Below are 24,966 nucleotides of genomic sequence, written 5' to 3'. Positions count from 1 at the left end.
TCACCTCAGTTCCGATAAAAAGCTGGTACCGAATTCAAGGCCTGTCAGGCCGAAATTGTCCATAATGCTCATGCCCAGGTCGGCATAGGTCCGGCGGATGCCCAGGTCGACCGATTCCTTCAGGGCCGGGCTGTAGAGCAGGAGCGGTACCCGTTCGCGCGTATGGTCCGTGCCGTGCCAGGTCGGGTCGTTGCCGTGGTCCGACGTGATGACCAGCAGTTCGTCGTCGTGGATTTCCGTCAGGAGCTGGCCCAGTTCCTGGTCGAAGGCTTCCAGGCAGTCGGCATAGCCCTGGACGTTGCGGCGGTGGCCGTACATGCTGTCGAAGTCGACGAAGTTGGCCATGAGCAGGCCCTTATCCTGGCGATGGGCTGCCAGCTGGGTCCGCAGGGCTTCCATGTCTTCGTGGTTGTTGGCCGTGTGGTACGATTCGGTCAGGCCGATGTGGGCGTAGATGTCGCCGATCTTACCGACGCCGACGACGGCATAACCCGCTTCGGACAAATGGGAGAAGACCATTTTCCGCTTGGGCAGACGGCTGTAATCGCGGCGGTCACCAGTGCGGACGAAATGGCCCTGGGTCCCGACGAAGGGCCGGGCGATGATGCGCCCTACTTCATAAGGGCCGACGCAGACTTCGCGGCGCGTAATGTCGCAGATGCGGTACAATTCTTCCAGAGGGATGACGTCGTTGTGGGCGGCAATCTGGAAGACGCTGTCCGCCGACGTGTAGACGATGGGCAGGCCCGTGCGGAAATGTTCCGGCCCCAGGCGTTCGATGATTTCCGTGCCCGACGCGATTTCATTGCCGATGTAGCCGTAGCCCGTCTTTTCCGTAAAGGCTTTCAAGAGGTCCGGCGGGAAGGCATTGGGGAAGGTCGGGAAGGGATTTTCCACGGGATTGCCCATGAATTCCCAATGGCCGCTGGTCGTATCCTTGCCGGCCGAGATTTCCTGCATGAGGCCATACGAGCCGACGACATCGGCCGGTTCCTCATGGATATGGGCGACGCGGCCCAGACCCAGGCGGCGCAGATTGGGCACCTTCAAGGGTACATTGGCGTCGATGTGGCCATATGTGTCGGCTCCTTTGTCGCCGAATTTTTCGGCATCCGGTGCATCGCCGGCGCCGACGCTGTCCGTGACGATGACGATGATGCGATTGAATTTCATAGGGCTCCCTCCTTATAATCCCGGCAGATATTTGCGGGCTTTTTCAAAAGCTGCGATAGTCTTGGCATCGGTGATTTCGTTCTTATCGATGAGGTCTTCCATTTCCTTGGGCGTGTAGTATTCGACGTTCATGAATTCGTCGTCGTCGAGGTGCTGCTTCCCTTTCTGGAGGCCCCGGGCCAGATAGAGGTAAATCCGTTCACTGCAGAATCCCGGCGACGTATAGGTATAACCTAGGGGCAGGATTTCCGAAGCCGTGACGCCTGCTTCTTCTTCCAGTTCCCGGGCGGCGCAGTAATCGGGCGATTCGCCGTCGTGTTCGATTTTGCCGGCCGGCACTTCCAGCATGGCCTGGGCGGCGGCATAACGATACTGGCGGACGAGGATGATCTTGCCGTCATTGGTCAGCGGCAGGATGGCGCAGGCGCCGAAATGCCAGACCGCTTCGCGCGTGGCCGTCTTCTTTTCGCCGCCCTGGCCGTCGTCGATGGAAACCGTATCGACCGTGACGTGCAGGACCCGGCCCTTCATGATTTCTTTACGAGAAACGAGTGTTTCTTTGCTGATACTCACTTGATTCATCATCCTTTCAAAAAAAGGCTCCCCTAATAGGGGAGCTGGCAGCCGCAGGCTGGCTGAGAGGTTGTTTTTTCAGTACAACCCTTCCGGCCCGTTGGGCCACCTCCCCTATCAGGGGAGGCAAAACCCTCCAGATAGGTATATTATCTCATTTTCACTTTTTTACTTTCCCGTGCTGCCGATGCCGCCAGTGCGGATACCGCTGGCAGCGTCGTCGTTGACGGTCAGGTACTTCATGAAGATGCCCTGACCGATGCGTTCGCCCTTTTCCAGGGTATAGGCCTGATCATTGGTATTGTAATAGGCAATCATGATATGACCTTCATTGTCGGCATTGTTGTAGTAATCGCTGTCGACGATGCCCGTGCTGTTGGCCAGCATGAGGCCCTTCTTGAAGGCCAGGCTGGAGCGGATGAAGATGGAAAGGTATTCATCGTCTTCCATGAAAGCCTTCAGCCCTGTCGGGACGACGGTGACGGCATGCGGTGCCAGGACCGTCGTTTCTGCGGCTTCCAAGTCATAGCCGGCACTCTTGGCCGTCTTGCGGACGGGAAGATGGATGCCACAGCCTTCATAGGCCGTGACGATTTCAAATCCTCTGCCTGCCATAAGCCCTACCGTTTCTGACGGTCGTGGCTGTGACCGCCGCGGGGACCCCGGCTGCGATGGGACGGGCCTTCGTCGCCGCCGCCCAGGAGAGCTTTGCGGGACAGGTTGACACGGCCCTGGCTGTCGATTTCGACGCATTTGACCATGATTTCATCGCCGACGTGGACGACGTCTTCGACTTTTTCAACCCGTTCTTTAGCCAGCTGGGAAATATGGACCAGGCCTTCTTTGCCCGGCAGGACTTCGACGAAAGCGCCGAAGTTCATGATGCGCGTGACTTTGCCGACGTAGGTCTTGCCGACTTCGACGTCTTCAGTCAGTTTTTCGATCCATTCTTTGGCTTTCTGACCGCTTTCGCCGTCAACGGCAGCGATGTATACCAGGCCCGAATCGTCGATGTCGATCTTGGCGCCTGTTTCTTCGGTGATCTGCTTGATCATCTTGCCGCCCGGCCCGATGACGTCGCGGATCTTATCCGGCTTGATGTGCATGGAGATGATGCGCGGAGCGTAGGGAGAGAGCTCCTTTCGCGGTTCACTGATGACCTGCATCATCTTGCCCATGATGTGCATACGGCCTTCGTGGGCCTGTTTCAGAGCCTGGGCCAGGATTTCACGGCTGAGGCCTTTGATCTTGATATCCATCTGGATTGCCGTGACACCTTTCATGGTACCGGCGACTTTGAAGTCCATGTCGCCCAAGGCGTCTTCCATGCCCTGGATATCGGTCAGGATGGTGAAGTCATCGCCTTTGGTGACCAGGCCCATGGCGACACCGGCAACGGGTGCTTTGATGGGTACGCCGGCATCCATCAGGGCCAGGGTGCTGCCGCAGACGCTGCCCATGGAGCTGGAGCCGTTCGATTCGAGGACTTCCGATACGACGCGGATGGCGTACGGGAATTCTTCTTCACTGGGCATGACCTGGGTCAATGCGCGTTCTGCCAGTTTGCCGTGGCCGATTTCACGACGGCCGGGACCGCGGGACGATTTCGTTTCGCCGACGCAGAAGGACGGGAAATTGTAGTGGTGCATGTAGCGGCGGTCCGTTTCCAGGCCGACGCCGTCGATGTGCTGGCATTCCGACAGTGGAGCCAGGGTGCAGAAGCTCATGATCTGCGTCTGGCCGCGGGTGAACAGGCCTGTGCCGTGAGTGCGGGCAAAGAGGCCGACTTCGCAGCTGACCGGACGGACTTCGTCGACACGGCGGCCGTCGGGACGGATCTTGTCGACGGCGATCATGTGGCGGACGATTTCCTTGATCATCTTCTGCGTGACTTCAGCGACATCATCGGCGTTGTCCGGATAGATGTCGGCAAAGTGTTCATAAATGTCGGCTTCGACAGCGTCCATCTTTTCTTCGCGTTCGACTTTGTCAGCCGTGAAGATAGCCGTCTTCATGGCTTCTTCGCCATAAGCGTGGACGGCTTCGACGATATCTGCCGGCGGTTCTTTTTCGACGAATTCCTGTTTCGGTACGGAAATCTTGTCGAGGAAGCCGAGCTGGAATTCGACGACTTTCTTGATTTCTTCATGGGCGAACATGATGGCGTCCAGGACCTGTTCTTCCGGGACTTCGTGAGCGCCGCCTTCAACCATGAGGATGGCGTCTTTCGTACCGGCGACGACGATATCCATGTCGCTCTGTTCGCTCTGGGCGACGGTCGGGTTGATGATGAACTGGCCATCGACGCGGCCGACGCGGACACCGGCAATCGGGCCGGCAAAGGGGATATGGGACATGCACAGCGATACGGATGCGCCGATCATAGCGGCGATTTCCGGAGCGTTGTCATGGTCTACGCAGAAATCATAAGCCACGACGTGGACGTCATGACGGTATGTCTTCGGGAAGAGCGGGCGGATCGGACGGTCGATGAGGCGGGCAAAAAGGGTTGCCGATTCAGGCGGTTTGCCTTCGCGTTTGATGAAGCCGCCGGGAATCTTGCCGACGGAGTACATCTTTTCTTCGTAATCGACAGTGAGCGGGAAAAAGTCAGCGTCTTCACGCGCTTCCTTCGAGCCCGTAGCCGTGACGAAAACGGCCGTATCGCCATAACGGACCAATGCGGCACCGCTGGCCTGTTTAGCCAGTTTGCCGACTTCAATCACCAGCGGGCGGCCGGCGAAATCCATTTGGAATTTCTGTTCTTCCATTGTTACCTCCTTGAATTCACAGGTGATAGGCACTAGTCCGGGAACATTGGCGATATACCCAGGCTACAACCTACCACCCTGTGTCCTGAAAAAAGAGGCTGATGCAGTCACATCAGCATCAGCCTCACAGTATGCGAGATTATTTACGCAAGTTCAATTTTTCGAGAATTGCACGATAACGGTCGAGATCGTGTTTCTGCAAGTAACCGAGCAAGTTACGGCGCTGGCCGACGAGTTTCAACAGGCCGCGGCGGGATGCATGGTCCTTTTTATGGCTGCGGAGATGTTCCGTCAAATAGATGATGCGGCTCGTGAGGAGCGCGATCTGTACTTCCGGAGAACCCGTATCGTTTTCATTGGCACCAAATTTAGCTACGATTGCTTTTTTTTCTTCTACGCTTAACATTGTATCTTTCCTCCATGTGTAAAAAAATTAAATCTATTCGCAAAGTGCTAAGTGATCGTCGGAGTCATCGAGACACCGAGCACCCGTACGACATAGCTATTATACTATACCCAGGCGGTTGTGTAAAGGGGATTTTCGTGGTTCGTGGCTATGGGCTAGCAGTCAGCGGCTAGCGGCTGGCTACTGACGGCTAACGGCTAACGGCTGACGGCTGGCAGCTCGTGACTAGTGACTAGTGGCTAGCAGTTCATATGGCCTTGTCAAAAAGGCTGCTTTCGCTTATACTATACTAAAAAAGTTGTATTTAATATTTTGTTATACATAAAGGAGTATTGTCTATGAAGAAATATGATGTCATTGTCATCGGTACGGGGGCAGCCAATATTGTGACCGACGCGGCCCTGGCCCAGGGCTTGCAGGTGGCGGTCATTGAACGGGGCCGGTTCGGCGGGACTTGCCTGAACCGCGGCTGTATCCCGACGAAGGTCATGGTCACGGCGGCCAACCGCATCCGCGAAATCCGCGAAGGGAGCCGTATCGGTGTCTTTGCCGACAACGTCCGCCTGGATTGGGATATCTTGTCCAAGCGGCTGTGGGAAAAGGTCGATAAAAGTCCGGCTATTCAAAGTTATTACGACCAGTTCCCCAATGTCGACACCTTTAACGGCACGGCGTCTTTCGTCGACAACCACACTGTCGCCATCGCCCTGAATGACGGCAGTAACGTCACTTTGACGGGCGATAAGATTTTCGTCGCCACTGGCGGCCGGACGAATATCCCCACCCTGCCTGGCCTGGAAGAAGCGGGCTATTTGACGTCGGAATCGTTCTTTGGCCCGTCGTATCCGAAAAAGCCCTACCAGAGCCTGATCATCATCGGCGGCGGCCCTATCGGCTGTGAATTCGCCCACGTCTTCGACGCCGCCGGCACCCAGGTCACGATGGTCCAGCACAATGTCCGCCTCCTGCCCAAGGAAGATCCGGCCGTATCGGCATTCATCCTCAAGCAATTCCAGCGTTACGGCATGGACATCCGCCTCAATAAAGACACGGTTTCCGTCAGCCAGCGCGATGGCCTGAAGGTCCTGTCCTTCCGCGACCGCACGACAGGCGAAGAAGGCGAAGTAGCAGCCGAAGAAATCCTGGTCGCTCCGGGCATCCGGCCCATGACGGAACTGCTGCATCTGGAAAATACCGACGTCCGCCTGGACAAGCGCGGCTACATCGAAACGAACGAATTCCTGGAAACGACGGCTGAGAATATCTGGGCCTTAGGTGACGTCAACGGTCTGGCCCCCTTCCGCCACAAGGCCAATTACGAAGCGGAAATCCTGGCGCACAACCTCTTTTCCGGAAACGGACCGGAAACGTGGCGCTGGGCCGATTACGACGCCGTGCCGGCCGTCACCTACACCTATCCCGAAGCGGCCCACGTCGGCCTGACGGAAGACCAGGCCGTGAAGAAAGGCTATGACGTCGAAACGGCCATCAACCATTATTCCGCATCGGCCAAGGGTTATGCCATGGGTTATGAACCGGGCGATGAAGACGACGGCTTCGTCAAGCTGGTCATCGACAAGAAGACGAAATTCATCCTCGGCGCCCACATCGTCGGCCCTGAAGCGTCCATCCTCATCCAGCCCTTCATCAACAACCTCATGAGCGGCACCCACGTCGTCCATCCCATCCACGAAGACATCGCGTCGCCGACGGTCCAGGCCCTGCGGGCCAAACCGCTGACGCGGACCCTCAATCCCAAATCGGTCTACACCTTCAGCGAAACCATGACGCCCCACCCGTCCCTGTCGGAAGTCGTCATGTGGACGCGTTATTATTATGAAGGGAAGTAGGAAAAAGCGGCTGTCCTTTGAAGACAGCCGCTTTTTAGTGGCTAGTGGCTCGTGGTTGGTGGTTCGTAGGGGCCGTCCTGTAAAGGCGGCCCGCTTGCGGGAATTCCGTGTCTCGTGGTTCGTGGTTAGCGGATGGTTTTTATTTGTAGGGGCGACCACGTGCCTTTTCAGCCCGTCAGGTCATGACTGTAAGGAATGGCAGGACGGTTGCTGAAACGGACCGCAGTAGAGGGGGCGCCCGTTGGATATGGGGACGATTTCTCCAGAAAACGGATTGGGAAAGCACACATATTCTGGAGCGGGCTTGCTGCAGCAAGCCCCTACAATTCCAGGGACTAGCGGAGCTAGTTTTTAGTTGCTAAGGCAATGCGGACCAGGGTCAGCATAATCGGGACTTCGGTCAGGACACCGACGGTCGTCGCCAAGGCTGCTGGGCTGGTGACGCCAAAGAGGGCAATGGCTACGGCAACGGCCAATTCAAAGAAGTTGGAAGCGCCGATGAAGCCGGCCGGGGCGGCAATGTCGAAGGGCAGTTTCAGCAGCCGGCAGGCTCCATAGGCAATGAGGAAGATGAGGAAAGTCTGCAAGGTAAGGGGAATAGCGATGAGGACGATGTGGAGCGGATTCGATAAGATGACCTGGGCTTGGGAGCTGAAAATGATGACCAGCGTCAGCAACAGGCCCCACGTCGTTGCCGAATCGAATTTGTGTACAAAGTGCTGTTCAAAATAATCGAGACCTTTTCGTTTGCCGACAGTCATCCGGGTCAGGATACCGCCTGCCAAGGGAATAACGACGAACAGGAAGATACTGACAAAGAGGACACTATAAGGAACAGTAACTTGTGAAACCCCTAAGAGGAACTTGACGATAGGTACAAAAGCGATGAGAATGATTAAATCATTCGTCGCGACTTGGACGACGGTATAAGCCGGATTCCCTTTAACCAGTGTACTCCAGACGAAAACCATAGCCGTACAGGGAGCGGCACCGAGCAGTACGGCACCAGCCAAGTATTGCCGAGCCAGGTCGGTCGGAATCCAAGAACTGAAAAGGACAAAAAGGAAGAACCAGGCGATGGCATACATGGTAAAAGGCTTGATGAGCCAGTTGGCAATCCACGTGACGAACAAGCCTTTAGGCTGGCGTCCTACGGCTTTGATGCTCTGAAAATCGACTTTCATCATCATCGGATAAATCATGATCCAAATCAAAATGGCAATGGGAATAGAAATCCCCATGACCTGTAAGGTATCTAAAAAAGCTGGCACAGCCGGAAGGGCATAACCGATGGCTACGCCGACGACCATACATAACAAGACCCAAAGGGTCAGATATCGCTGAAAAAAACTGATGCCTGCGTGTGATTCATGTTCCATGATAACGCGCCTCCTATAAATAGATAAATTGAAATATATGAATGTTTAATATCTGAAAAAGGGCTTGCTACACGATGACAAGCCCTTTTACTACAAACTACAAACGCTGAACTACAGACTATAATTTTCCCAGGACTTCCCCGCGGACTTCGTCGGGGCGCCAGGCGATGAGGGCTGTGTGGCCCTGGGTGTGGTCGTCGACTTTGTTGATCCAGGCGATTTCGTGAGAGGCCTTGGCTTTTAGCAGGGGGCTCGTCGTCCGGGCCTGATAGAAGGATTTGTTGATGACCCACCATTTCGAGCGCAGTTTCGTCCGCTTCAGGTCCGCTTCCAGGCGCAGGGCTTCATAGACCGGCGTCGCTTCGGGCAGGGTGACGATGACGACTTCTGTTTCGTCCCCTTTCAGGCGCGGCAGCAGGTGTTGTACTGACAGCGGCGTCGAACCGTGGGTCCGGCGGATTTCCCGGTCGTAGCTTTCTGTCGATTCCAGGAGCAGCAGCGTGTGGCCTGTCGGCGCCGTGTCGATGACGACGATCTGGTCATCGGCGGCTTCGACGATGTCGGCAAAGGCGTGGAAGACGGCGATTTCCTGGGTGCACGGCGAGCGCAGGTCTTCTTCGATGTAGGCCAGGTCCGACGGGCCCAGGCCGTTGGCTTTGGCCTGGCTCAGGACTTCGTCCTGGTATTTCTTCAGCTCTTCCCCTTGGTCGATATGGCTCAAGGTCAGGTTGTCTGTCTGGCTGACGACGTACTGCAAGTGAGCGGCCGGGTCAGTCGTCGTCAAGTGGACGCGATGGCCGCGGCGGGCCAGGCCCAGGGCGATGGCGGCAGCGACGGTCGTCTTGCCGACGCCGCCCTTGCCCATAGTGAAGATGACCTTGCGCTGATGGGCTTCCAGGTCGTCGATGACGGCCTGCAGGGGCTGGACCCGTTCCAGCGTCAGTTCCGTCGCCGCCTCCTTCACTTCCCCTTTGAGCAGGGCCCGGACGTGGTCCAGGCCGGTGATGTTGTACGTCCGCAAGGGAATCTGGAAGCGCGGCAGATTGGCGATGGCTTCGGGCATGTCCTTCAGGGCGGCCTGCTGTTTTTCGTATAACGTCTTGGTCGCATCGTCATCCCACGAGGCTAACAGGCCGTTGACGATGAGCTGCTGGTTGGCAATGCCCAGGGCGGCCAGTTCCTTCGACGCCCGGGCCGCTTCTTTCAGCGGCAGGGCATCGGGACGGGCGACGAGGAGCATCGTCGTCTTGTCCCCGTCGGCCAGGGTCTGGACGGCCTGTTTATACAGTTCTTTCCGCGATTCCAGGCCCGACAGCTGGCCCAGACAGGACGCGCCGTGTTTGCTCTTCTGGATGAACTGGCTCCACGCCGACGGCAGCTGCAGCATGCGCAGGGTGTGGCCTGTCGGCGCCGTATCGAAGATGATGTGGTCGTAGCCACAGGCAACGGCTTCATCGGTGAGGAAATTGGTGAACTCGTTGAAGGCGGCGATTTCTACGGTACACGAGCCGGACAGCTGTTCTTCCATGTTGCGCAGGGCCGCTTCCGGCAGGAGACCGCGATAGGGCCCGATGACGCTTTCCCGATATTCGGCCGCGGCCTGGACCGGGTCGAGGTTGGCTACGGCCAAGTTGGGCACGGCGGCGATAGGCGTGGCCTTATTGGTCAGTTCCATGGAAAAGACGTCTTGCAGATTCGACGCCGGGTCGGTACTGATGAGCAGGACCTTCTTACCGGCATCGGCCAGGGCGACGGCCGTGGCACAGGCGACGGACGTCTTGCCGACGCCGCCCTTGCCGGTCAGGAAGAGGTATTTCGTCTGGACGACGTGAAAGGGATCGTAGAGGATCATTTACAGTCACCTCCGCAACAGCACGACGGGCTTTCCGGTTCCGCCGGCGTGTCACCGCAGCAGCACGACGAGGCTTCGCTTTCAGCCGGTGTATCGCCACAGCAGCAGGAAGCTGTTTCTTCGGCGCTGTCGCCGCAGCAGCAGCTGTTCCCAGCGGCCTGGGCTGCGTCGAGGATGGCCGGGTCGAAGCCGATGAGGCTGGCAAATTCATCATTCGTCGGATAGCGGCCGGCAAACTGGACGGCGCCGTCGACGAGGATGAGGGGCAGGTCTTCAGGACCGTGGTGCTGGAGGAAGTCCGTCACGGTCTTCGTCTGGACGAATTTCAAGGGCGCACTGGTCAGGTTATAGCGGCCGACGTCGATGCCGTGCTGTTTCAGCGTGTCCAGGACCGTCGATATGCGCAAGAGTTCCGGATCGATAGACGGACCGCAGAGACCGGTCGGGCAGCACATTGCTTGTTCAAAGATTTCCATATGTTTCATGATGAAAGACCTCCTAAATAGAAATTTATATATTTACATTTATCAATGTATAAGCTGAAAAAAGGGCCTGCCTCACTGGCAGCGGCAGGCTTCGTCCTCTGCCGGCACGGCACTGGGCTGGAATAAGTCGTGAACGGCCTGTTCCAGGACCTGGGCCTGGGCGCGGTTGAGGGAATAATAGACCCACTTCCCTTCCTTGCGGCCTGTGACCAGCTGGGCATCGCAGAGGATCTTCATGTGGTGGGACAGCGTCGGCTGGGACAGGTTCAAGTGTTCCAGGAGCACGCAGGCACAGCGTTCCCCCTGTCGCAAGAGCGACAAGATGCGCAGCCGCTTTTCATCACCCAAAGCCTTGAATACGCGGACCGCTTCCCTTTCCTCCATCACGGCGCCTCCTTTCATATCGAAGTTTATCAATCTATAGTTAGAGTATAGCAGACATATTGACGTTTGTCAATGTGTCTGCTAGCGGCTCGTTGTTAGTGGCTCGTGGCTCGTAAACCAATCGCGTTCATTTGGAAAAGCCATTCACGGGATTCCCACAAGCGGGCCGCCTAGCCACAGCTGTCCGTTTTGGCAACCGTCCTGCGCCTCTCGTCGGTCGGCACCTGACGGGCCAAAAAGGCTTAGGACGGCCCCTACGAAAGCGGTCCATAGGATCGCGCCACGAAAAAAAGCTTGTCGCACATGCGACAAGCTTTTTTTCATCTCTCTATTTGCTTACCAAGTCTTCTTCTACCTGGATGTGGAGTTCATGCAGCTGTTTTTTGGTGACTGTCGACGGAGCTTCGCTCATGGGGTCGATAGCGTTCTGGGTCTTCGGGAAAGCGATGACGTCGCGGATGGACTTGCGTTTGAGCATGAGCATGATCATGCGGTCCAAGCCGAAGGCCAGGCCACCGTGGGGCGGTGCGCCGTATTCGAAGGCGCGGAGAAGGAAGCCGAATTTCTGTTCTGCTTCTTCCGGTGTCAGGCCGATGGCCTTGAAGACGCGCTGCTGTACGTCAGGCTGGTAGATACGGAGGGAGCCACCGCCGAGTTCGATGCCGTTGAGGACCAGGTCATAGGCCTTGGCATAGACGTGAGCCGGGTCGGTTTCTAGTTTGTCCAGGTCTTCGTCGCGCATGGCCGTGAACGGATGGTGCATAGCGACGTAGCGGTGTTCTTCTTCGCTGTATTCGAACATGGGGAAGTCGACGACCCAGGTGAAGGCGAATTCGTCTTCGTCGATGAGGTTCATGCGGCGGGCCATTTCTTTACGCAGTTCGCCGAGAGCGGCTGCGACGACTTTCGGTTTGTCGGCAATCATGAGGACCAGGTCGCCCTTTTCAGCACCGCAAGCTTTACCGATTTCACGGAGCTTGTCTTCGCCAAAGAACTTCTTAATCTGCGATTTGAGCGTGCCGTCTTCGAGGAAGCCGATCCAAGCCAGGCCTTTGGCGCCGTAGTGGCTGACGTATTCGACGAGGCCGTCCAGTTCACGACGGGGAATGTCGGCGTCGCCTTTGACGTTGATGGCTTTGACCTGACCGCCGTTGTCGATGACGCTGCGGAAGACTTTGAAGTCCGTGTCCTTGACGAGTTCCGTGACGTCCGTGAACTTCATGTCGAAGCGCAGGTCCGGCTTATCGGAGCCGTAGTTTTCCATAGCGTAGTCCCAGGTCATGCGGTGAATCGGGAGCTTGACGTCGTGGCCCAGGGTTTCTTTGAAGATGTAATGTACCATCTGTTCGACGAGGGTCAGGATTTCTTCCTGGTCCATGAAGGACATTTCCATGTCGAGCTGGGTGAATTCCGGCTGGCGGTCGGCGCGCAGGTCTTCATCGCGGAAGCAGCGGGCGATCTGGTAGTAACGGTCCATACCGGAAATCATGAGCAGCTGTTTGAAAATCTGCGGCGACTGCGGCAGGGCGTAGAATTTGCCTTCGTTGACACGGCTCGGTACGAGGTAGTCACGGGCGCCTTCCGGCGTGCTCTTGCAGAGTTCCGGCGTTTCGATGTCGATGAAGCCGTGTTCGTTGAGGAACGTGCGCATGGCATGTTTTACTTTATGGCGCATGATGAGGTTCTTCTGCATTTCCGGACGGCGCAGGTCGAGGTAGCGGTATTTGAGGCGGATCTTTTCGTCGACGTCGATGTTGTCTTCAATGTAGAACGGCGGCGTCTTGGACGAATTGAGGATACGCAGTTCTTCGCAGCGGATTTCGATGGTCCCGGTCTTCATCTTGGGGTTGATCGTATCTTTATCGCGCATGCGGACGATGCCGCGTACAGCCAGGACGTATTCCGTACGTACCTGTTCAGCTTTATCGAAAGAAACCTTTTCATAGTCCGGCGAAGCGACGACCTGTACGATGCCCGTACGGTCGCGGAGGTCGATGAAAATCAGTCCGCCGTGGTCGCGGCGGCGTTCGACCCAGCCAGTCAAGACGACTTCTTTGCCGTTGTCCGCTTCACTTACTTCAGCGCAGTATTGGGAGCGGTGTAAACCTTCCATTGTATCCATTCGTAAATCATCCCTTCTTGTGTGTTTCCATATATGCAACAATCCCATCAAGGGGAACGCTGACTTGTTCTTTGCTGGCCATATTGCGGACCTGGGCTTCACCGGCGGCTAATTCGTCTTCGCCGATGATGACCGTGTAATCGGCATTGAGCTTGTTGGCCGATTTCATCTGGCCCTTCATGCTGCGGCCCAGGAGGTCGATTTCAGCATAGAGGCCCTTTTCGCGGAGCTGCTGCTGCAGTTCGAAGGCCTTGGTCTTGGCCGCATCGCCGAGGGCGACGATGAAGACGGGCTGCTTCTTTTCGACCGGCGGCAGGAGGCCCTGTTCCTTCAAGGTCAGGAGCAGCCGTTCCATGCCGATGGCAAAGCCGATGCCCGGTGTCGACGGACCGCCGACTTCTTCGATGAGGCCGTCGTAACGGCCGCCGCCGCAGACCGTGCTCTGTGCGCCCAAAGGAGCATACATGATTTCAAAGGCCGTATTGGTATAATAATCGAGGCCGCGGACCAGGCGCGGGTCGAGGGTAAAGGGAATACCGATGGCCGTCAGATATTCCTGGACTTTGTGGAAATGTTCCTTGCAGTCGTCGCAGAGATTATCCGTGATCAAAGGTACGCCCATCTGCATCATCTTTTCGCCGTCTTCCTTGCAGTCGAGGACGCGGAGAGGGTTCTTTTCCAGGCGTTCGTTGCAGTCGTCGCAGAGCTGGTCCCGTTTGTCGGCAAAGAAATCGAGGAGCTTCTGGCGATAGACGGGACGGCACTTCGGGCAGCCGACGGAGTTGAGGTGCAGGACCAGATCATTGAGGCCCAGTTCCCGGAAGAGCTGGAAGGCCATGGCAATGATTTCCGCATCGACAGCCGGGTCCTTGGAGCCGATTTCTTCGACGCCGAACTGGGTGAACTGGCGGTAACGGCCAGCCTGGGGGCGGTCATGACGGAACATGGGGCCCATGTAGTAGAACTTGTGGACCTGCGGGTCGCCGTAGAGCTTGTGTTCCAGGAAGGCCCGGACGACAGAAGCCGTATTTTCCGGGCGCAATGTCATGCTGCGGCCGCCGCGGTCTTCAAAGGTATACATTTCCTTGGTGACGACGTCTGTCGTTTCCCCGATGCCGCGTAAAAACAATTCAGTACTTTCAAACATAGGCGTGCGGATTTCGCCGAACCCGTAGAGCGAGCAGATCTGGCGGATCTTTGCTTCCAGCAGCTGCCACTCTGCCGTCTGTTCCGGCAGGAAATCCTGCGTGCCTCTCGGTGCAGTAATAGCCATTTAAACATCCTCTTTTCCGTATATGATAGCACACAAACGGCGGCGCTGGGCTATTCTTTCGGCCAGCGCCTGCACATATGCATCGACGTCTTTCGGCATATACACCTTTTCCAAGGTGTGGCCGTCGCGGCAGAGGAACTTCGTCGCCCCGCCCGGTCCGGCTGCCAGGACGGACTGCCGTTCTTCCATCATCTCGATATTATAGGCACTGACGCTGCCCGGCAGGGCATAGCCAATGTTGGCGAAGCTGGCTGCCATGTACTTCTGGCGGTACATGTAGTACGGCACATAGCCGCCGGCCGTCAGGATGGACTGACAGAGGCGGACCATATGGCCCGTTTCTTCGGCTGGCGGAATGGCGGCCCGCAATTCATGATGGAATAAGGGTGCCCGTTTTTTTAATGCTAACGTATGAATTGTAACATTTTCCGGGTGCAGTTTGCAAACAATTTCCATATTTTCCTGCATATCTGCCACGGTTTGCCCGGGAAGGCCGGCGATAAAGTCCATGTTGATGACGGAAAAACCCAGTTTCCGGCAGTTCTCATACATGGTGTAAATATCTTCGACCCGATGGCGCCGGCCCAGGGCATCGAGGAGATGCTGCTGCAACGTCTGGGGATTGACGCTGATGCGATCGACACCGGCCTGGCGAAGCATGGCCAGCATGTCCGGCGTCGCCGTATCGGGCCGGCCCGCTTCGACAGTCCATTCGCGGGCAGCTGGGAAATTCCGGGCCAGCCGCGTCATCATCACTTCCAGGACCGGCAGTGGCAGGCACGTCGGCGTACCGCCGCCGACGTAGAGCGACGTGACTTCCAGGTCATAGGTCCGGCACAGGTCGGCCAGGTCGTCGAGGTCGGCCAGGACGGCATCGCGAAAAGCCGTGAGTTCCGCCTCCCCTTCCCTGCCGATGAGGCGCGACGGGAAGGAGCAGTACAGGCAGTGGCTGGGACAATAGGGAATCCCTACGTAGAGGGCCACTTTCCGGCCCCTGTCGGTGACGTAAGGCCGTTGGAGCCGGGCCATGGCCACCAGGTCCCGGGCGACGGCCGGCGCCACGCAGTACGACGTCTGCAAGGCCTGTTCGGCCTGGTCGGCTGTGAAGCCCTGGTCGAAGAGGTGATGAACCAGTTTCGTCGGCCGCACGCCGATGAGCGTCCCCCACGGGCTGGGGCCGTGGCCGGAAAAGCGGTTGTGCCAGTGGATGAGGCAGTCCTTGAGGGATGCCCGTTCCCGGTCCGTCCCGACGAGGCGGGCCTCAGAAGACCAGGGCGCCCCGCCGTCCTGAAAGGTACAGCCCACGTAGAGATGACCGCCGTCATCGCGGACAACGACAGCCGCTCCGACGTCGCGGATTTCCCGGCCGCCGACATAGCCCAGGGAGGCCATGACCTGACCGACGAGGGAATGGAAGCGTTCCGGCCCGTCATAGGTATAGGTCTGGAGGGCCATCTTATTCCGCTTCTTTCGCAGCTTCGGCTTCTTTGGCCGCTTCTTCTTCCCGTTTCTTCTGGCAGGCTTCGCAGTAGCCATAGACCTTCAGCTGATGGTCGACGGTGTGGAAGTGGAGGCGCTTTTCCAGGATCGTTTCCAGCGTTTCCAGGAGGTCGTCTTCACATTCCCAGACCTTGCCGCAGCCCAGGCAGATGAGATGATGATGGAAATGGCCTTCATTGTCGCGGTCATTCAATTCATAGCGGCTGCAGCCGTCGTCGAAATCGAGTTTCTTCAAGAGGTCCATCTGGGTGAAGAGGTCCAGCGTCCGGTAGACCGTAGCCAAGCCGATGTCGGGTGCCGTCTTCTTGACCATCTCGAAGACTTCTTCGGCGCTCATATGGCGAATCGGGCTTTCGACGAAGGCCCGCAGGATGATCTGCCGCTGAGACGTCATCTTGCATTTCTTGAACTTGATTTTTTCTTTCATGCGTTTCATCATGGTATCCATGATTTCTTTCTTATTGGTTTCGGTTCTCGTTGTTTCCATTGTGCTTCATCGCCTTTTCTTTATATGTATTGTAAAACCATAAATGTTTACACAAAATCTGTAAGACTGCCGTCACCGGGACGGTAAGGATCATGCCGGCTACGCCAAAGAGGGTCCCGCCGATGAGCAGGGCGATGACGATGACGACCGGATGCAGGCTGATGACGGCCCCCATGACCTGAGGCATGATGAGGTGGCTGTCGATCTGCTGGATGACGATATAGAAGATGATGACTTTCAGCGGCAGGGACAGGCTGACCGTCGCGCTGAGCAGGATAGCCGGCACGGCGCCGACGATAGGCCCGACGATGGGTATCCATTCGGTAATGGCCGCCAAGAGGCCGATGACCATGGGGTACGGTACGCCCATGGCCCACATGCCGAGGAAAGTCAGGGTGGCAATGATACAGCTCATGAGGATCTGGCCGCGGATGTAGCGGCTCAGGACGTGCTGTATTTCCTGGAAGAGGCCGGCCAGATGGCTGCGATAGCTTTCGGGAAAGATATCGACGAAGATCTTGACCATGTGGCCGCCGTCTTTCATGAAGTAGAAAGTAATGATCGGTACGACGAAGAATTCGACGACCGTCCCGGCAATGGCAAAGACGGACTGGATGAGGTTGGTGATGCCCTCGATGCCGTAATTGCCGATCTTGACGAAGGCATCGTTGACGATTTTCTTGACCTGGTCCGGGATATAGAACTGGGTCTGCTCATTTTCAAGCTGCGTCACCAGGGCCGCCGTCTGGCTGACCAAATCGTTGAAGTTGGCTGCCAGCAGATTGACCTGGATGACCAGCGGCTTGACGATGATATTGGTAATAATCGTCACGATGACGATGAGGATGACAAAGGAGATGAGGATGGCAAGGTCGATGGGTACATGACGGCCGGTCAGGCGCCGCAGCCCTTTGATGACGCCATCGCGGATAGGCATGAGGATGAACGTCAGGATCAGGGAAATGACGACGGGCCAGTAGACGGCATGGACCGTGAGGAACAGCGCACCGGCCAGGATGGCCAGGGTGACGCGCATCCAGAACTCCGCGCCCTTATAGGCAACCATGGTTTACCAGCCTCCGTCCAGGAATGGATTGCCACGCCGTTCGTCGCCGATGGACGTAGCCGGGCCGTGGCCGGGCAGGACCAGCGTATTGTCAGGCAGGGTCATGAGTTTCGTTTCCAGGCTGTGGAGCAGCGTCTTCGACGAGCCGCCGTAAAGGTCGGTACGGCCGACGGAATAGCGGAACAGCGTGTCGCCGGAAAAGACGACGCCTTCACCGTACAGGCTGAGGCCGCCCGGCGTATGGCCCGGCGTTTCCAGGACTGTGAAGTGCAGATGGCCCAATGTCAGTTCATCGCCGTCCTTGACCAGGTGGTCTGCCGACGTACATTCGATGGCCTGGCCCATGAACAGGGACAGGTTATTGTGCGAATTGGAAATGAGGTCGGCATCGCCGGCGCCGACGTAGACCGGTACGTTCTTGCGCTGGCGCAGTTCCTGCAGGGCGCCGATGTGGTCGGCATGGCCATGGGTCAGGAAGATGAATTTCAGCGTCAGGCCGTGGCTGGTCAATGCCTTGTCGATGGCGGGATAATCCCAGGCCGGATCGACGACCATGGCTTCTTTCGTATCCGTGTCGTAGACGATATAACAATTGGTCATGATGGGACCGAGTTCCATACTGATATATTTCATGCTCATAAGTATACTTCCCCCTTAAAATGTTTTCTGGCTGTCCAAGAGGATGGTCACAGGCCCGTCGTTTGCCAGGGATACGACCATATGGGTCCGGAAACGGCCTGTCGCCACGGTGACGCCGAAGGCGCGGACAGCGGCGACGAACTGCTCATATAATGCTTCGGCCTGTTCGGGCTTGGCCGCTTCGATATAGCTGGGACGGCGGCCGTGGCGGGCATCGCCGTACAGGGTGAACTGGGAAATGACCAGCATCTCCCCACCCTCGTCGAGGAGGGAGTGATTGAGTTTGCCCTGGTCATCTTCAAAGATACGCAAGTGGACGATCTTGTCGGCCAGGTAACGGACGTCGGCTTCCGTATCCTTGACGGAAACGCCGAGGAGGACCGTCAGGCCGCTGCCTGCCTGGCCGGTGAGGACGCCGTCCGAGGTCACAGAAGACGTCAGGGTCTTTTGTACGACAGCTCTCATGTCTGGCTCCCTCCCGTATAGCGTTCGACGGCGTAGACATCCTTCAGGCGGCGTATCTTGGTGGCCACGAATTCAAACTGGGCCAGGTCCTTGATGCTGATGCCCATGTGGATGGTGACGTTCTTGGTATCGCTGGTCTTGGCGTTGACGCTGAGGATGGAAATCTTCATTTCCGCCAGGGTGGCCATGATTTCGGCCATGATGCCCGTGCGGTCGTAGGCGACGATTTCCATGTTCACTTCAAAGCGTTCGTTGCCGTCGTAATCCCATTCGACGTCGATGAGGCGGTCTACGTCGTTCTGGCCGTGCGTGACGTTCGGGCAGTCGGCGCGGTGGACCGAGACGCCGCGACCGCGGGTGATGAAGCCGATGATGGGGTCGCCCGGTACAGGGCTGCAGCATTTGGCCAGGCGGACCAGCAGGCCCGGTTCGCCTTTGACCAGGATGCCCGTGCCGTTGTGCTTGACGGGTTTCTTGGTCTTGAGTTTTTCCAGGGCAGCCAGGCTGTTGGTCTTTTCTTCCTGCTTCTGCAGGTCTTTCTTGTGCAGTTCCAGGAGCTTGATGAGGACCGTATTGACGGCAAAGCCGCCGTAGCCGACAGCGGCGACCAGGTCGTCTTCGGAGCCGGCGTTCATCTGCTTGGCCACGCGGCCCAGGCGGCCGCCGACGTTGAGGGCTTTCCAGTCGTGGCCCAGGCGCTTACATTCCCGTTCCAGCGCATCCAGGCCCTTGGCGATGTTTTCTTCGCGGTTTTCCTTCTTGAACCAGCTGCGTATCTTCGAGCGGCTTTCCGAGCTGCCGACGATGTTCAGCCAGTCCAGGCTGGGCTTGCCGACTTTGGACGTAATGATTTCGACGATGTCGCCGTTCTTCAATTTATAGTCCAAAGGGACGATTTTGCCGTTGATCTTGGCGCCGACGCAGCGGTGGCCGACGTCGGTGTGGATGCGGTAGGCAAAGTCGATGGGGATAGAACCCTGGGGCAGGTCGATGACGTCGCCCCGCGGCGAAAAGACGAAGACTTCGTCGGAAAAGGCGTCGAGCTTCAGGGCGTTGACGAATTCTTTCGGATTGCTCGTGTCCTGCCATTCCAGGAGGTTGCGCAGCCAGCCCATCTTTTCATCGAAAGCGTCCTTGTTGGCCGTCTGGTTGCCTTCTTTATAGCGCCAATGGGCGGCGACGCCGTATTCGGCGATGTGGTGCATTTCCCAGGTGCGGATCTGGATTTCTACAGGCTGCCCTCTGGTCCCGATGACCGTCGTGTGCAGGGACTGGTAGTTATTGGGCTTGGGCATGGCGATGTAGTCCTTGAAGCGGTATGGCAGTGGCTTCCACAGGCTGTGGACGATGCCCAGGACGCCGTAGCAGTCCTTGACGTCGTCGACGATGACGCGGATGGCGAAGAGGTCATAGACCTGGCTCAAGTCGCGGTTATCTTTCTTCATCTTTTTATAAATGCTGTAAAAATGCTTGGGCCGGCCGTTGATTTCGCAGTGGATGTGGGCATCGTCGAGGGCCTTCTTGAGGACGTCGATGGCTTCGTTGACGATTTCTTCGCGGACGTGGCGCTTCTGTTTCATCTGGTCGACGAGGTCGTAATACTTGTCCGGTTCGAGGTAGCGGAAGGACAAATCTTCCAGTTCCCACTTGATATTGAAAATCCCTAAGCGGTGTGCCAGGGGGGCAAAGATTTCCAGCGTTTCCTGGGCAATGCGCTTCTGCTTGTCGCTGCGCATGTAGCGCAGGGTACGCATGTTGTGCAGGCGGTCGGCGAGCTTGATGACGACGACGCGCACGTCCTTGGCCATGGCCAGGAACATCTTGCGCATGCTGTTGAGCTGCTGGTCTTCTTTGGTACGGTAATTGAGGCGGCTCAACTTGGTGACGCCGTCGACGAGGAAGGCTACTTCCTTGCCGAACATCTTCTTGATATCTTCCAAGGTGTACGACGTATCTTCGACGACATCGTGGAGGAGCGACGCCGTAATGGTCGTCGTATCTATTTTCATATCTGCCAGTATCTGGGCGACGGCCAGGGGATGCAGGATATACGGTTCCCCGCTGACGCGGCGCTGGTCCTTGTGGGCCTCTTCGGCCAGGTTATAGGCTTTGGTCACGTCATCGCATTTGGCTTGGGGCAGGTACGTATGTATCGTGTCGATGAGGTGTTTGAATTCGACATCTTTATCTTTAAATTCCATAATATGAAACCTCCTCACTCCTTGCAGTACAATTCATACGTCGGCGACGCATGAAGATCCATTTTCCCCGTAAGGATAGGAAAATAATAAGCTGGGCCGTCGTCATCATGGCGTATTTTTAGGACGCCGATTTCCCGGAGGACGACGATGGCAGCGTAAATGGTGTGGACGTCATAGCAGTCCCCCTGGGCCGCAGCCAGACGGCGGCGGACCTGCCAGACCGGCATGCCCCAGTCGGGGATGCATTTCTTGAGGGCCATGTAAATATCGACCATGACCGCCCGGTTGAGGACGATGTGGCGGCCTGGCAGGTGGACGTCCTGGATGACCAGCTGCGGCGACGACATGCCATTGAAGTCGTTCCGTTCGAGCTGGAAGGCCACGTCGATGACGTCGCCTTCGACGATGGCGTCGCACAGGCCCGCCTGGGACCAGGCGACACCGGAAAGGCGTGTCCTGTCGGCGCCGCGGGCGACGAGGCGGACGTGCTGCTTTTCCCGGCCGATGGGACGGATTTCCTCTACCGTAGCCCCGCTCAGGGAAAAGACGGGCCGGCTGTTGCCCATGCCATAGGGCTCCAGGCGGGACAGTTCGGCAATGAGGTCCAAGGTCACATCGGCCGGTTCCAATTCCTTGTCGATGTGGACCAAGGGGACGTAGTCGGCGGCCGTCATATGCGCTGCCGCATAGTCCAGCAGGCGCCGGCGCAGGGCTTCGATGTTCTCGGCCCTGACGGAAAAGCCCGCCGCCATGGTGTGGCCGCCGAACTGGATGAGCAAATCCTGGGCGTATTGCAGGGCTTCGTACATGTTGAAACCGCTGATACTGCGGCACGAGCCCTTGCCGATGCCGTCGCGGACGGTGATGACCAAGGACGGCCGGTAATACGTCTCTACCAGGCGCGATGCGGCGATGCCGATGACGCCGACGTGCCAGCCCTCATGATAGGCGATGAGGACGCCGTCGCGGCCCCTCGCCTGCCCTTCGATCTGGGCGATGGCTTCCTGGGCAATGGTGTGCTCGATGTCCTGGCGCTCCGTGTTGAGGCGGCTCAGTTCGGCTGCATCGGCCGCCGCCTTGGCCGCATCGGTTTCCAGGAGCAGTTCGACACCCTTCGTCGCATGGCTGATGCGTCCGGCCGCATTGAGGCGCGGCGCCGCCGTAAAGGCGATGCGGCCGGCCGTGATATCCTTGCCGCTGAGATTGGACGCATCGAGGAGGGCCTTGATGCCCGTCCGCTTCCCTTCTTTCATGGCCGCCAGTCCATGGCGGACGAGGATGCGGTTCTCGCCGGTCAGGGGGACCAGGTCGGCAATAGTCCCCAAGGCCGCCAGGTCCGTATAGCCCGGCAGGTCTTCATGGCAGTGATGCTGCCACAGGGCCCGGCAGAAGACGTAGGCCACGCCGGCGCCGGCCAGCTCCTTAAAGGGATAGGGGCAGCCAGCCTGCTTGGGATTGAGGACGGCCAGGGCTGGCGGGATCTGTTCCGGTGGTTCGTGATGATCCGTAATGATCATATCCAGGACCGGCGAGAACTGCTGGACCAGGTCGTGTGACGAAATGCCGCAGTCGACGGTGATGAGCAGGTCGGCCTGCCGGCTCAGCTGCTCCAGGGCCCCTTCGTTGAGGCCATAGCCTTCGCTCTCCCGTTCGGGAATATAGAACTGCGGCGATGCGCCGAGGTCGCGGAGGACGGAATAAACAAGAGACGTCGACGTAATGCCGTCGACGTCATAGTCACCGTAGATGACGATGCGCTGCTTTTCAGTTATCGCCTGCTCCAGCCTGATGACGGCATTCTCCATGCCTTTCATCAGGAAAGGATCGGCCATATCGGCCAAAGTATCGTGAAGAAAATGGTCCCCTGCCCGGACATCGGCGATGCCGCGGTTGGCCAGTACCTGTGCCAAGACCGGGGATATATGTAATTGTGCGGACAAGGCCTCCATGAGCCCCTCGTCGGGACTGCCGAACTGCCATCGTTTCTCCATAGCTATCACGACACATTCTCAAGAATAATCACTATCAATAAATCAACTATTATTTTATCACTTTCTATTCTCAAAATAAAGGCTAAATCTATAGCTATTTGCCATTATTTGTTAATTTTGAGAAAATTTTAAAGTTTGTTTAAATATGGCAGGCGTAAAAAAAGCGCTGTCATATGAAGACAGCGCTTTTTCTGTAGGGGTCGCCACGTGGGCGACCCGTTTCGGTATCTGGGTGAATTCTCTACGAATCCGGACGGGAAAATCCATACATATCCAGTTGCGGGCTTGCCACGTGCAAGCCCCTACAGGCCTTACGACAGGAAATCTGTAGGGATCGCCACGTGGGCGACCCGTTTCGGTATCTGGGTGAATTCTCTACGGAGCCGGACGGGAAAATCCATACATATCCAGTTGCGGGCTTGCCACGTGCAAGCCCCTACAGGCCTTACGACAGGAAATCTGTAGGGGCCGCCACGTGGGCGACCCGCCTCGGTATCTGGGTGAATTCTCTACGAATCCGGACGGGAAAATCCATACATATCCAGTTGCGGGCTTGCCACGTGCAAGCCCTACTACAAACTACAAAATCACGATTCGGCTACAGCCGGCGCGGAGACGGCGTTGTGGTCGGCAGCAGGGTTGATATCTTCTTTGGAGATAGTCAGGCGGTGCTGGGCAGCCTGCAGGATGAGGTCGGCTGTCTTGACGATGCCGTAGTCACTGGATTTGAGACTCAAGTCGTAGTTGGCGCCGTAGCCCCAATAGGAATCGGTGCAGTACATGCAGTGGTCGCGCCGTTCGTGGTTGACGTGGTTGCGGATCTTCCGTGCCTTGTCGGCATCGACGTGTTCGCGGAGCATGATGCGCTGGATGGCCCAGTCCGGGTCGGACGAAATGAAGACGTTGAAGGTATTCGGCCGTTTGCGCAGGATGTAGTTGGCCAGGCGGCCGACGATGACGCACGACTTCCCTTCTGTCAGAGCCTGGATGACTTCGGATTCATCGCGGAACATTTCCTGCTGCTTCGATTCATAGCCCGACGCGTAGTGGATATAATCGTCATAGACCTTGGTCAGTAAGGGGCCGAGCATACGCTTGCGGTCTTTACACCAGGCGGCGAAGGTCTGCGGATGTTCTTTACGGGTCAGGTTGAGGATTTCCGTATCGTAATAAGGGATGCCGAGCTTACGGGCAACGAGCTTGCCGATGTTGCGGCCGCCGCTGCCGTATTCACGGGAAATGGTAATGACCAAGGGACTTTCTGTATCTTCCTTGATCCAGGCCGGATGATTTTCGCGGCCTTCGATTTCACCGATAGCATGGTGACGGAAGAGCAGGTGTTCAATCGGCCCGGCCATGGTGCAGCCCAGGAGGATCAGGGCCAGGCCGACGACGGCATTGACCGTAATCGGTTCCGACAAGATGATGGCCGACAAGATCAAGGCGATGATCGGTTTGATGAAGAAGGCAAAGGATGCATTGGACGGACCTGTCAGTTCGATGGCCTTCATGAAGCACAGATAGCCGAAACCCGTGACGACTAAGGAACAGTAAATAAGGGGCCATACGGTATGAGAATTAATACCGGCCACGATGGGGTCGCCGTGGAACAAGAGGATGAAAAACAGGAAGACGCAGCCGATGAGGAAGCTGAAGGCGTTTTCTACGTTGCCGCCCAGTTTTTCAATACGCAGTTTCCCCAATGTCGTATAGAGGGCAAAGGAAATAGCTGCCGCCAGCGACACGAGCAGGCCGATATTCCCGCTGCGGATGATGGCCATGGGATTGGCGACGATGACCAGGCCGATGATACTCAAGACCAGGGTAATGGCCTTCTTGCGGGTAAAGGCTTCGTGAATGATGAAATACGAAAAAATCATGACAAAAATCGGGTTACTGGAGAAAACGATAGCTGCCAGGCCGGCATTGGCCATGTTGACCCCGATCTGGAAGAGGATCATGCTGAAGCAGATGTTAATCAGCCCGAGGACAGCCAAATAGCCCCAATCAGAACGATTGAGGTGGATGCTGCGCTTCTTCAAATCGCGGACAGCCAGCGGCATGAGCAACAGCCCGCCGACGAGGAACCGAAGGAAAGTCAGCTGGAAAGGCATGAACGCCGTTCCGGCAATCTTCAAGGAAATTTCCATCGTACCAAAGGCTATGGCTGTCAGAACAATACATAATGTACCCATTTTAGATGACATACAGAAAGACCCCTTTCAAAATGGTTATAAAAACACGCTTTATTATATACCTATTGAGAAAGGATGGCAATAAAAAAGGAGCTGTCGCAGTGCGACAGTTCCTTTTTAGCAGTTAGGGGTTAGGGGTTGGCAGTTAGCAGTC

Annotated in this window: 20 protein-coding genes; 1 reads left to right on the top strand and 19 read right to left on the bottom strand. The window is 56.9% G+C overall.

Features of this window, described 5'->3' with window-relative positions; all coding sequences use genetic code 11:
- The 5 genes from ACFCTO_RS01170 to rpsO all read right to left on the bottom strand — a co-directional run bounded on the left by ACFCTO_RS01170 (window position 1) and on the right by rpsO (window position 4,923).
- Window positions 1-1,173 (bottom strand): phosphopentomutase, encoded by a 1,173-nt coding sequence (locus tag ACFCTO_RS01170; RefSeq protein WP_499876195.1) that lies wholly within the window; start codon window positions 1,171-1,173, stop codon window positions 1-3.
- A 12-nt stretch (window positions 1,174-1,185) separates the two neighbouring features.
- Window positions 1,186-1,746 (bottom strand): NUDIX hydrolase, encoded by a 561-nt coding sequence (locus tag ACFCTO_RS01165; RefSeq protein WP_292281514.1) that lies wholly within the window; start codon window positions 1,744-1,746, stop codon window positions 1,186-1,188.
- A gap of 168 nt (window positions 1,747-1,914) precedes the next feature.
- Complete coding sequence (locus tag ACFCTO_RS01160; protein ID WP_292106698.1) at window positions 1,915-2,361, bottom strand: dCTP deaminase/dUTPase family protein; 447 nt, start codon at window positions 2,359-2,361, stop codon at window positions 1,915-1,917.
- A gap of 5 nt (window positions 2,362-2,366) precedes the next feature.
- Window positions 2,367-4,517 (bottom strand): polyribonucleotide nucleotidyltransferase, encoded by a 2,151-nt coding sequence (pnp, locus tag ACFCTO_RS01155; RefSeq protein ID WP_499876194.1) that lies wholly within the window; start codon window positions 4,515-4,517, stop codon window positions 2,367-2,369.
- A gap of 139 nt (window positions 4,518-4,656) precedes the next feature.
- Window positions 4,657-4,923, bottom strand: coding sequence for a 30S ribosomal protein S15 (rpsO, locus tag ACFCTO_RS01150; protein ID WP_014016966.1), 267 nt, complete (start codon window positions 4,921-4,923; stop codon window positions 4,657-4,659).
- A gap of 338 nt (window positions 4,924-5,261) precedes the next feature.
- Between rpsO and ACFCTO_RS01145 the strand changes: the two genes are divergently transcribed.
- Window positions 5,262-6,773, top strand: coding sequence for a dihydrolipoyl dehydrogenase family protein (locus ACFCTO_RS01145; RefSeq protein ID WP_292301540.1), 1,512 nt, complete (start codon window positions 5,262-5,264; stop codon window positions 6,771-6,773).
- A 344-nt stretch (window positions 6,774-7,117) separates the two neighbouring features.
- Here ACFCTO_RS01145 and arsB read toward each other — a convergent pair whose 3' ends face one another.
- From arsB to ACFCTO_RS01075, 14 genes are all read right to left on the bottom strand, one after another.
- A complete protein-coding gene (arsB, locus tag ACFCTO_RS01140) occupies window positions 7,118-8,152 on the bottom strand; it encodes an ACR3 family arsenite efflux transporter (RefSeq protein ID WP_292301542.1) in 1,035 nt (344 codons plus the stop codon).
- A 118-nt stretch (window positions 8,153-8,270) separates the two neighbouring features.
- The gene (arsA, locus tag ACFCTO_RS01135; protein WP_302485524.1) at window positions 8,271-10,004 is read right to left on the bottom strand and encodes an arsenical pump-driving ATPase; all 1,734 of its coding nucleotides are present in this window, start codon (window positions 10,002-10,004) and stop codon (window positions 8,271-8,273) included.
- On the bottom strand, window positions 10,001-10,489 hold the full coding sequence (gene arsD, locus ACFCTO_RS01130; RefSeq protein WP_499876193.1) for an arsenite efflux transporter metallochaperone ArsD: 489 nt from the start codon (window positions 10,487-10,489) through the stop codon (window positions 10,001-10,003). Before arsD ends, arsA begins: the two co-directional genes overlap by 4 nt.
- Window positions 10,490-10,561: 72 nt before the next feature.
- On the bottom strand, window positions 10,562-10,873 hold the full coding sequence (locus ACFCTO_RS01125) for an ArsR/SmtB family transcription factor (RefSeq protein ID WP_292260794.1): 312 nt from the start codon (window positions 10,871-10,873) through the stop codon (window positions 10,562-10,564).
- A gap of 328 nt (window positions 10,874-11,201) precedes the next feature.
- Entirely contained in the window at window positions 11,202-12,995 is a 1,794-nt protein-coding gene (aspS, locus tag ACFCTO_RS01120; protein WP_020310866.1) for an aspartate--tRNA ligase, read from the bottom strand.
- A gap of 7 nt (window positions 12,996-13,002) precedes the next feature.
- A complete protein-coding gene (gene hisS, locus ACFCTO_RS01115; RefSeq protein ID WP_054336406.1) occupies window positions 13,003-14,268 on the bottom strand; it encodes a histidine--tRNA ligase in 1,266 nt (421 codons plus the stop codon).
- Window positions 14,269-15,804, bottom strand: coding sequence for a coproporphyrinogen dehydrogenase HemZ (gene hemZ, locus ACFCTO_RS01110; protein WP_418519574.1), 1,536 nt, complete (start codon window positions 15,802-15,804; stop codon window positions 14,269-14,271).
- Entirely contained in the window at window positions 15,725-16,255 is a 531-nt protein-coding gene (locus ACFCTO_RS01105) for a Fur family transcriptional regulator (protein ID WP_302485522.1), read from the bottom strand. Before ACFCTO_RS01105 ends, hemZ begins: the two co-directional genes overlap by 80 nt.
- Window positions 16,227-17,321 (bottom strand): AI-2E family transporter, encoded by a 1,095-nt coding sequence (locus ACFCTO_RS01100; RefSeq protein WP_292301902.1) that lies wholly within the window; start codon window positions 17,319-17,321, stop codon window positions 16,227-16,229. The genes ACFCTO_RS01105 and ACFCTO_RS01100 overlap by 29 nt, the downstream gene beginning before the upstream one ends.
- Before the next feature lie 3 nt (window positions 17,322-17,324).
- Window positions 17,325-17,960: an MBL fold metallo-hydrolase gene (locus ACFCTO_RS01095; RefSeq protein ID WP_020310870.1), complete on the bottom strand. Its 636-nt coding sequence runs from the start codon at window positions 17,958-17,960 to the stop codon at window positions 17,325-17,327.
- A gap of 15 nt (window positions 17,961-17,975) precedes the next feature.
- Complete coding sequence (gene dtd, locus ACFCTO_RS01090) at window positions 17,976-18,425, bottom strand: D-aminoacyl-tRNA deacylase (protein WP_292260773.1); 450 nt, start codon at window positions 18,423-18,425, stop codon at window positions 17,976-17,978.
- Window positions 18,422-20,626: a RelA/SpoT family protein gene (locus ACFCTO_RS01085; protein ID WP_418519578.1), complete on the bottom strand. Its 2,205-nt coding sequence runs from the start codon at window positions 20,624-20,626 to the stop codon at window positions 18,422-18,424. The genes dtd and ACFCTO_RS01085 overlap by 4 nt, the downstream gene beginning before the upstream one ends.
- Before the next feature lie 14 nt (window positions 20,627-20,640).
- A complete protein-coding gene (gene recJ / locus ACFCTO_RS01080) occupies window positions 20,641-22,617 on the bottom strand; it encodes a single-stranded-DNA-specific exonuclease RecJ (RefSeq protein ID WP_499876192.1) in 1,977 nt (658 codons plus the stop codon).
- A gap of 587 nt (window positions 22,618-23,204) precedes the next feature.
- Window positions 23,205-24,824, bottom strand: coding sequence for an EamA family transporter (locus ACFCTO_RS01075; protein ID WP_292302133.1), 1,620 nt, complete (start codon window positions 24,822-24,824; stop codon window positions 23,205-23,207).
- Window positions 24,825-24,966 lie beyond the last annotated feature (142 nt).

Origin of the sequence: Megasphaera indica (assembly GCF_046614755.1) — a bacterium.
Classification (GTDB): domain Bacteria; phylum Bacillota; class Negativicutes; order Veillonellales; family Megasphaeraceae; genus Megasphaera; species Megasphaera intestinihominis.
The sequence above is the reverse complement of the archived record's forward strand: the minus strand, read 5'-3'. Positions and strand labels throughout refer to the sequence as shown.